Annotated in this window: 8 protein-coding genes; 7 read left to right on the top strand and 1 reads right to left on the bottom strand. The window is 52.8% G+C overall.

The features are described 5' to 3' along the window. Nucleotides 1-239 precede the first annotated feature (239 nt). The 5 genes from FJ147_25925 to tatC are packed head-to-tail and all read left to right on the top strand — an operon-like array spanning nt 240 to nt 4,819. A complete protein-coding gene (locus FJ147_25925) occupies nt 240-1,337 on the top strand; it encodes a hypothetical protein (protein ID MBM4259325.1) in 1,098 nt (365 codons plus the stop codon). A 6-nt stretch (nt 1,338-1,343) separates the two neighbouring features. After that, nucleotides 1,344-2,645, top strand: coding sequence for a glycosyltransferase family 4 protein (locus FJ147_25920; GenBank protein ID MBM4259324.1), 1,302 nt, complete (start codon nt 1,344-1,346; stop codon nt 2,643-2,645). Nucleotides 2,646-2,658: 13 nt separating this feature from the next. Then, nucleotides 2,659-3,669, top strand: a complete 1,011-nt coding sequence (locus FJ147_25915; protein MBM4259323.1) for a sterol desaturase family protein — start codon at nt 2,659-2,661, stop codon at nt 3,667-3,669. Between the two features lie 30 nt (nt 3,670-3,699). Beyond that, nucleotides 3,700-4,053 (top strand): twin-arginine translocase subunit TatB, encoded by a 354-nt coding sequence (locus FJ147_25910; GenBank protein ID MBM4259322.1) that lies wholly within the window; start codon nt 3,700-3,702, stop codon nt 4,051-4,053. Nucleotides 4,054-4,075: 22 nt separating this feature from the next. Beyond that, nucleotides 4,076-4,819, top strand: coding sequence for a twin-arginine translocase subunit TatC (gene tatC / locus FJ147_25905; GenBank protein MBM4259321.1), 744 nt, complete (start codon nt 4,076-4,078; stop codon nt 4,817-4,819). A gap of 61 nt (nt 4,820-4,880) precedes the next feature. On the opposite strand, the gene FJ147_25900 is transcribed toward tatC, so the two are convergent. Beyond that, the gene (locus tag FJ147_25900; GenBank protein MBM4259320.1) at nt 4,881-5,399 is read right to left on the bottom strand and encodes a DUF4911 domain-containing protein; all 519 of its coding nucleotides are present in this window, start codon (nt 5,397-5,399) and stop codon (nt 4,881-4,883) included. Here FJ147_25900 and FJ147_25895 point away from each other — a divergent pair. Then, nucleotides 5,232-5,507: a winged helix-turn-helix transcriptional regulator gene (locus FJ147_25895; protein ID MBM4259319.1), complete on the top strand. Its 276-nt coding sequence runs from the start codon at nt 5,232-5,234 to the stop codon at nt 5,505-5,507. The genes FJ147_25900 and FJ147_25895 overlap by 168 nt on opposite strands. A gap of 473 nt (nt 5,508-5,980) precedes the next feature. After that, complete coding sequence (locus FJ147_25890) at nt 5,981-7,483, top strand: hypothetical protein (protein ID MBM4259318.1); 1,503 nt, start codon at nt 5,981-5,983, stop codon at nt 7,481-7,483. Nucleotides 7,484-7,693 lie beyond the last annotated feature (210 nt).

Raw genomic sequence — 7,693 nt, 5'->3', positions numbered from 1 at the left:
ACAGGTCTCCGACGATGAGTTTCAAGCGCTCAATATCAAACCCGGTAAGTTTCATGGCGATTGGAACTATACGCTTCTTCCTCGCTCTTAATCGGTAACTTAATTCTTGCCCATGCCTAACTGCACTACTGCCCGCTGCCGAATTTGCTCATCCACACGCTACAATGTGGGGGTTGAGTGAAAGTGATTCACGCATCTCTAACCTTGATCTGCGCTGCCTCAAGATGGAGTTTTTTTACTTGCCGGCATATCGAGACCTTCCACCAGAAGAGCAACGAGCAGCACGGCAGAAGTATCTCGATGTCTGTGATCAGATTATGTTTCACCTGCTGGTTGTGAAACGCCCGATCGACGAAGCCGAGGTACAGCAGATAGCAGCACAGATGCACTGCTATGATCCGCCGTTTACGCAGATTCGCCGACTCCGCGAGTCGAATGAGCGTCAGGAACAACACGTGCGCATCTTGCCAGAGACGGTAGCAAAACGGGATGCGGAGTTAACCGACCTCCGCACGGTTCTTGATACTCGGGAGAAGGAATGGCAGGCGACACTCGAAGTGACACAGAGTGAATTGCAAACGGTCCGCGCGGCTGCTGAGCAAGAGTTGCAAAATTTAAGGACGGAAAAAGAAGAACAAGAGGAAGCCCGGAAGAGAACGGTGCGCGACCTGGCACAGGTGCAGAGTTCCTTGGTGACCAGCCAACAGACTACTACCTTGCGTGGGGTAGAACTGGAACATACGCGTGTCCAAGTGGCGATGCTGCAGCAACGACTCGGGCGTGTTGGACAGTACCAGCAAAGTGCTGTGGCTGAGTTGCGATCCTTTCGACGTCATCGCGAAAATCGCTGGCGGACTCGCTTTCGCCCGGGTGGTGATCTCCGTGACCAGATTGCCCCAGCCTTTCAGCAACTCAAAGATGACAGCTTGTTATTTACTCGTACGCTGAAGGGCTTTCGGCTCCAACCGAGCACTGATCTGCAAGCGGTGCCGTTCCTTGCGTATCCGTTAAACGTTCCTCGTCCTGGGCTCAGTGGCGTACTGTTGGCACCAGTCCTCGATTTTCCTGTCGAAGAAGGACGCTTTGGTATCGAGATTGTTTCGCCAGCGAATGCGATTGTTGCGCAGGTCGTGGTTCCATTTACTGAGGTCGATGTACAGGTACCGACGTCCTTTCGCTTTGCACCGATCAACGATTCTCACCAAGGTCGGTTCTGGTTACGAGTGTTTGTACGTGATGCGACTGACCCGGTCCGTATTTTCGAGTGGCGCAAGTATCGCTACGGTGGTTTTGGTTCGTTGCAGACCCGCGCCTTCTGCGGTTTTCTCTTTACGTGACGAGCTATGACCAGCACGCTGCCCCGGGTCTTAGCGATCTTGCCGAACCTGATTCCCTCAACAACTTTGACGGTCGTGAAACCGCTACTTGCTTTGCAGCAAGCTGGACATATCCGTCTTGACCTCACGCTTGAAAGTTGGCTTTCTCCTCGCCAGCTTGCCGCCGCTGATGTTCTGGTGTATAGTCGCAACATGCTCGCGATATATCGAGCGGCGTTAGATGCTGCGCGTACATGGGGAAAACCCTTCATTTACGACATCGACGATAATTTGTTCGAGCTTCCTTCTCTGTACCAACAGGATGTCTTCCAGCTTCACGAGCAAAGTATCGCGCTGTTAGACGAATACCTGAGTGCGGCAGCTCTGGTGCGTGTGTATGCAGCACCAATGCAAGAGCGCGTGCAAAAGCTGAATACGCAAGTCGTTCGCGTCGACGGGCCAGTTGACTGGAACCTGGTCCCATCAGCACCTCCCGTGCGTGATACTCGGCGAGTACGGATTGTTTATGCAACCAGTCGTGTGACCCAGGATGACCTGGCCTCTGTGTTCCTTGAAGCCATACAAAAGATCCTGGCAGTCTACCATGATCGCGTGGCGTTTTACTGCTGGGGGTATCATCCACCGGAATTGCGTGCGAATGCCAATGTCCACTTTCTTAAGTATGTCGATAATTACGACAAGTTCTTTCGTCGCTTTGCGCACATGGGATTTGATATCGGGCTGGCACCGCTTCATGATGAGGTTTTCTATCGCTCAAAGACGAACAACAAATTTCGTGAATATGCTGCATGTCGTATCGCTGGTGTCTATTCCGACGTTGATGTCTATGCTTCGTGTATTGAGCATGGCGGCACGGGGCTACTCGTCGAGAATACCGCGCAGGGGTGGTTTGAAGCGATCGCGCGGTTGGTTGACGATGCTGCGCTGCGTACCCGGATTCAGCAACAATCCTATACCTACGTTCGTACGCACTACAGTCTCGAGAAAACCCAACAAGAGTGGCTGGCTCAGATTCAACAGGTCCTCCAGTTACACCGTGCACAGATGAAGAACGAGGTGACCGTGGAGCCGCGCATGCAGCCGTCCGTAGTAGACTCCGCTGGTGGATCACGATCGGTACCTCCTCTTCTTCCTGGAGCGGTGGGACAGCTGGCGCAGGGAGGATGGCGATTTATCCACGGACTTCGACAGGGTGGCCTTGCGACTGCCAGGCGAAAATTTTCTTGGTTTACTCGCAACCTCCGGGCACAGCTCTATCTGAAATGGCTCGTTTCTCTCGCACGAACCTATTCCGCCTCTGCGCGCTAAGGTCTCACCACGTATGACACTCCGTGCTTGCTGGACTCGCCCTTTGCCGACTGCCCCCTCGTTGTTCTCCGGCCTGATCGGATTCGTGCTTGTCGTTGGACCTTTCCTCCTCTGGGACTTCATTCTCCCTATCCCGCTGGTTACGCATGTGGCAACTGCCTCTGCTTCTATGCTTCAGTATTTTCGCGAGTTCTTCTTCACCTGGGTGTTTGTTGTTTTTGTTGGAACCGTTTTGCTGCTTGAATGGCGCATCCCTGCCGACAAGAATCAATCACCTTTTTCGCTGGGTCTCTTCTACGACACAGGGGGGACCCTCCTCGTCTTCAGTTACTCATTCTTTATTTTGACGTTCTTTCTGCAGGGTGCCTTTCTCGCCCTTGATCACTGGGCTCCCTTCCTCCGTTTGGTTGATCTCAGTGCTCTTCCATCACCGATACGAGAACTGGTGGCCTTTTGCCTGATCGACCTTGTTCGCTGGCTAGGCCATTATCTTCGTCACACGATTCCGTTCTTCTGGGAGTTTCACGCAATGCATCACTCACAGAGAGAATTGAACCTCTTTAGCGAATTTCGCCTCCATCCAGGCGAGTTGATTATCAGTCACATGCTTGTGCTCTTCCTTCTATATATGTGTCAGGTCTCGCCGCACACGATTGTCGCGCTCCAGATCTGCGAAAAATGGTTCCTGATGCTCCTCCATGCCAATGTACGGACCAACTTCGGCCTCTTTGGGTATGTCTTCGTTTCCCCGCTTTCGCATCGCCTCCATCATTCGTGCCTCCCTGAGCATGCCAATAAGAATTTGGGCGTTTCTTTGAGTATCTGGGATCGGCTGTTTGGCACCCATCAAGAACCTGTCAGCGAGGACAGCCTGCGCTGCGGTGTGTCAGGATATCCTGTTGAGCAAGACACTCCTTGGACACCCTTTGCCGTGGTGTATGTGCGACAGTTTTTGTATCCTCTTTCTCGAGTGGTGCCAGGATTTTCTTTTCGCCTGCTCTCTTCGTACAGCTTGCGCTCATGAGGTGATTATACTACCGTAGCCCCATCCACGATGATGTTTGGCGTTGGCATTCCAGAATTAGTTGTCATTTGCCTTGTGGCTCTAGTGATCCTAGGGCCGAAACAGCTTCCCGAAGTCGCGAAGTTTCTTGGCAAGGCGCTGGGAGAATTTCGCAAGGCAACCGACGAGATCTCTACTGAGTTCAACAACGCGAAGTCGATGTTGGAAGAAGAGATTCGTCAAGCCGAACGAGCAACCCAGGAAGAGAAACCAGCAACGGCACAAGGTGACGAAAAGCAATCACCGGCGGCGTCGACGGAGTCGAGTGTTGAGCCAACCTTGAAGCCACCAGAATTCACCGTCGCACAAGGCAAAAAGGAGTCATCGACAGGAGAAGCGTCGTAAGATGGCCCCTGACGATCGGACGATGCCGCTCCTGGGCCATTTGGAAGAATTGCGCTGGCGGCTGGTGAAGTCGCTACTGGCAATTGCGGTCGCCTTTATCCCCTCATTCATGTTCGTGACGACACTCTTTGCGTTTCTGTTGCAACCGTTACATCAACTTCCTGATCCACCACCAGTTGTCGGGCTTGCACCTGCAGAAGCCTTTTTCGCCAAACTCAAAGTGGCATTTATTGCCGCAATTTTCGCCGCGCTTCCGGTCATCTTTTATCAGCTCTGGCAGTTTGTCGCGCCAGGTTTATATCAACATGAGAAACGCTATGTGTTTCCCTTTGTGCTGTTTGGCAGTTTCTTTTTTCTCCTTGGTGCAGGTTTTTGCTACCAGGTGGTATTGCCAGTGGCATACGGGTTCTTTCTTGAAGAATATAAAACGATCGGAGTGCAAGCGACGCTGCGGATCAGCGAGTATTTTAGCTTCACCTCGCGTATGTTGTTGGCATTCGGTGTGACCTTCGAATTACCAGTGCTGGCATTTTTCTTTGCGCGCGTGGGGATCATCACTCACCGTACGTTGCTCGACTTTTCCCGCTATGCAGTGGTGGGAATTTTCATCATGGCAGCGGTGCTGACTCCCGGGCCGGACGTGGCTTCTCAACTTTTACTCGCCGGACCTCTGCTCCTGCTTTACCTCGTCAGCATCGGTGTGGCATACATGTTCGGTAAACGAGAGGCAATGAGTGAAGCATTGAGCGTGAGGAGTGAAGAATGAAAATTGAGGCTATAGGCTACAGGCTGTAGGGCTGCTCTCATCTTCCCCTTTAGCCTGTAGCCTATTCTTCACTCTTTACTGTTTCCATCAGCCAATCATCCTGATCCTGCGGGGTGGGAATCTCGTACCATTCCATGTCTTCACGTAGGGATTGTAATACTGCCCACATATGGTCAATCGAGTCAGGCATCGCTAAGATTGCAACCGTCGCCTTTTTTCGGTCGATGGTGCGTACAATACCGATGCCTTCGTACGATTCGATAACGAACTTGAGCAGCGCAATATCTTCACGCTGAATGCGGAGATAAATTTCAATCAAGTCCATAGAGTGCATTTCTATCAGTGAATCTCTGAAGCTGCGAGAGCGAGCGTTCCCTGTTATGCATACGTGTCTAAAGGGAGGAGTGTCAGCATGACGAAAACGCGAACGGACTTCCCGGAAGTAGCGCAAGAACTGCAGTCGCAACCACACGAAATCCTGCACTTTGGCACTTGCCGACTCGACCCTCAGAATGAGCAATTGTGGCGGGATCAGCAGGCTGTGCGACTGACAGGCAAAGCGTTCGCGGTCTTGCGTCATTTGGCATCGCGCCCGAGCCAGCTAGTGTCCAAGCGTGAATTATTGCGTGCTGTGTGGGCAGATACGGTCGTGAGTCACAGTACCCTGACTTCATGTATCAAAGAGTGACGTAAGGCCTTAGACGATGATGCCAAAGCACCACAGTATATTGAGACGGTCCATCGGCGGGGGTATCGCTTCATCGAGGTAGTTGTCAGTAGTCAGCATTCAGGAGTCGGTAGTAAGGAAGAGGCGAGTGGCTTGGGGATTGAGGCTGGTTCTTCCTCCCCACACGCCTCTAGTCCCAAGCCCCTAGGCCCAAGTCTTGTTGGTCGTGATTCTGAGATTACCCAACTTCACCAATGGTTTGAGCAAGCGCGCAGTGGTCAACGACAGATTGTGCTGGCGACTGGTGAAGCCGGAATCGGGAAACCGCGTTAGTCGAAACGTTTCTTCGGAGTCTAGAGTCTAGAGCCCAGAGTCCAGAGTCAGAAAATCAAAAAAGTCGAGAAACCAGGAGACAAGAATTAAAGACCAGAGACTGGACAGTGAACTCTCCCTCACGAGCCCGCAGCCCCCAGCCACTAGTCCCTGAGGAAGGGATGTGGTTGGGGAAGGGGCAATGCATCGAACAATACGGCCCAGGGGAGCCGTATATGCCGGTGCTAGAGGCGTTTGCGCGGCTCTGTCGAGGTGCTGACAAAGCTGCAGTGCTGGAAGTACTCCACCGTTACGCTCCGACCTGGTTGGTTCACCTGCCGGGGCTTCTCAGCGATACTGAACGGGAAACTCTTCAGCGCCAGGTTGGCGGTGCCACGCGTGACCGGATGTTACGTGAAATGGCGGAGGCGCTTGAGTCTCTAACTGTAGACCGTCCATTTCTTCTCTGCCTTGAAGATTTGCAATGGAGCGATTATTCGACGTTGGCATTGCTGGCGGCCATTGCTGCTCGTCCCGAGCCTGCGCGGCTGTTCGTGCTCGGAACCGCCCGTTTGTTTGACTCGCTTGCGGCTGGGCATCCGTTGAAAAAACTCCGTGTACAACTCCAACGGACAAGCCATTATCATGAAATCACTCCGAGTTTTCTTTCTGCTGAGGCAGTCGAACACTATCTCGCTCAACGCTTTACCGACAGAACACTGCCCCTAGGAGTGGGACAGTTTGTTCATCATCATGCTGAAGGAAACCCATTATTCATGGTGAATGTCACTGATTATCTCGAGCAGAAGAGAATGCTCGACAGTGGCAATGAGGAAGGTCTTCAACAGATGGTGAATGGGGCCGCGGTTGAGGTGCCGGAGAACTTGCGGCAATTGATTATACACCTCAGTGAACAACTGAGCAGCGAAGAACAAGAAGTCTTGACGGCGGCGAGTGTCGCGGGGATAGAGTTTTCCGCCGCAACTGTGGCCGCTGGATTAGCGCAGAATGAAGGCGCAGTTGAACAACGATGTGCAACCCTGGCGTTGCGAGGGCATTTCCTGCAAGCGGTTGGAACTGCTGAGTGGCCAGATGGAACCTTCGTTGCCCGGTATCGTTTTATTCACGCGCTGTATCAGAATGTGTTGTATGAACGCGTACCGCAGGGCCAACGAGCAGCAATGCATTTGCGGATTGCTGAACGTCTTGAACGAGCCTATCACGGGCGACTTGCTGAAGTGGCAGTAGAACTCGGGGTGCACTTTGAACAAGGCCGAGATTTCCGCCGTGCTGTGCACTACATCGGACAAGCCGCGCAGAATGCGATGTGGGCCTATGCCTATCAAGAGGCCATCGACCATCTCAACCGAGGAATTGCACTGCTCTCTCACTTTTCAGAGTCTCCAGAACGAACACAGCAAGAGCTTGGATTGCAGGTCGGTTTGAGTTTATCGCTGATGCACACGCGAGGGTTTGCTGCGCCAGAAGTCGAACAGGCGTACAAGCGGACGCGTAACCTGATTCGCATCGTGAGTGACTCCCCACAACGTTTTGCGGCATTATGGGGGTTACGCAATTTCCATCTTGTCCGAGGAGAATTGCAGACAGGGCGCGCGATAGCTCAGGAGTTTCTAGAGTTTGTCCAACGCTCGGGCATGTCTGGGCTCGTGGCAGAAGCTCACTAAGGTGATTTTGAGAAAAGAAGATACCCAAAGCCGAGCGAGTGAGGTACGATAGCGGAGAGACAGATAACGTAGGGAGAGGTGGAGGGGCTAGGGTGTTCAGGAAAGATTTCACCAGTCCAAGTGCTCAACAAATTAGTGGGCAACAGATTGCCGATTTGCGCTTAGCCGCAGCGCAGATGCGCGGTGCCAAGCGCCGTGCCTTTCAGGCCG

Source organism: Deltaproteobacteria bacterium (genome assembly GCA_016874775.1).
Lineage (GTDB): Bacteria > Desulfobacterota > Binatia > Bin18 > Bin18 > VGTJ01.
Note: the sequence above shows the minus strand (reverse complement) of the source record. Positions and strands in the feature narration are given on the sequence as shown.

Coding starts and splice junctions, on each gene's coding strand:
- tatC (MBM4259321.1), top strand. CDS start 4,076: ATGCCGCTCCTGGGCCATTTGGAAGAATTGCGCTGGCGGCTGGTGAAG.
- FJ147_25900 (MBM4259320.1), bottom strand. CDS start 5,399: ATGACGCAAGACCGCGAACGCTTTGCCTGTCAGTCGCACAGCCTGCTG.
- FJ147_25895 (MBM4259319.1), top strand. CDS start 5,232: ATGACGAAAACGCGAACGGACTTCCCGGAAGTAGCGCAAGAACTGCAG.
- FJ147_25915 (MBM4259323.1), top strand. CDS start 2,659: ATGACACTCCGTGCTTGCTGGACTCGCCCTTTGCCGACTGCCCCCTCG.
- FJ147_25920 (MBM4259324.1), top strand. CDS start 1,344: ATGACCAGCACGCTGCCCCGGGTCTTAGCGATCTTGCCGAACCTGATT.
- FJ147_25890 (MBM4259318.1), top strand. CDS start 5,981: ATGTGGTTGGGGAAGGGGCAATGCATCGAACAATACGGCCCAGGGGAG.
- FJ147_25910 (MBM4259322.1), top strand. CDS start 3,700: ATGATGTTTGGCGTTGGCATTCCAGAATTAGTTGTCATTTGCCTTGTG.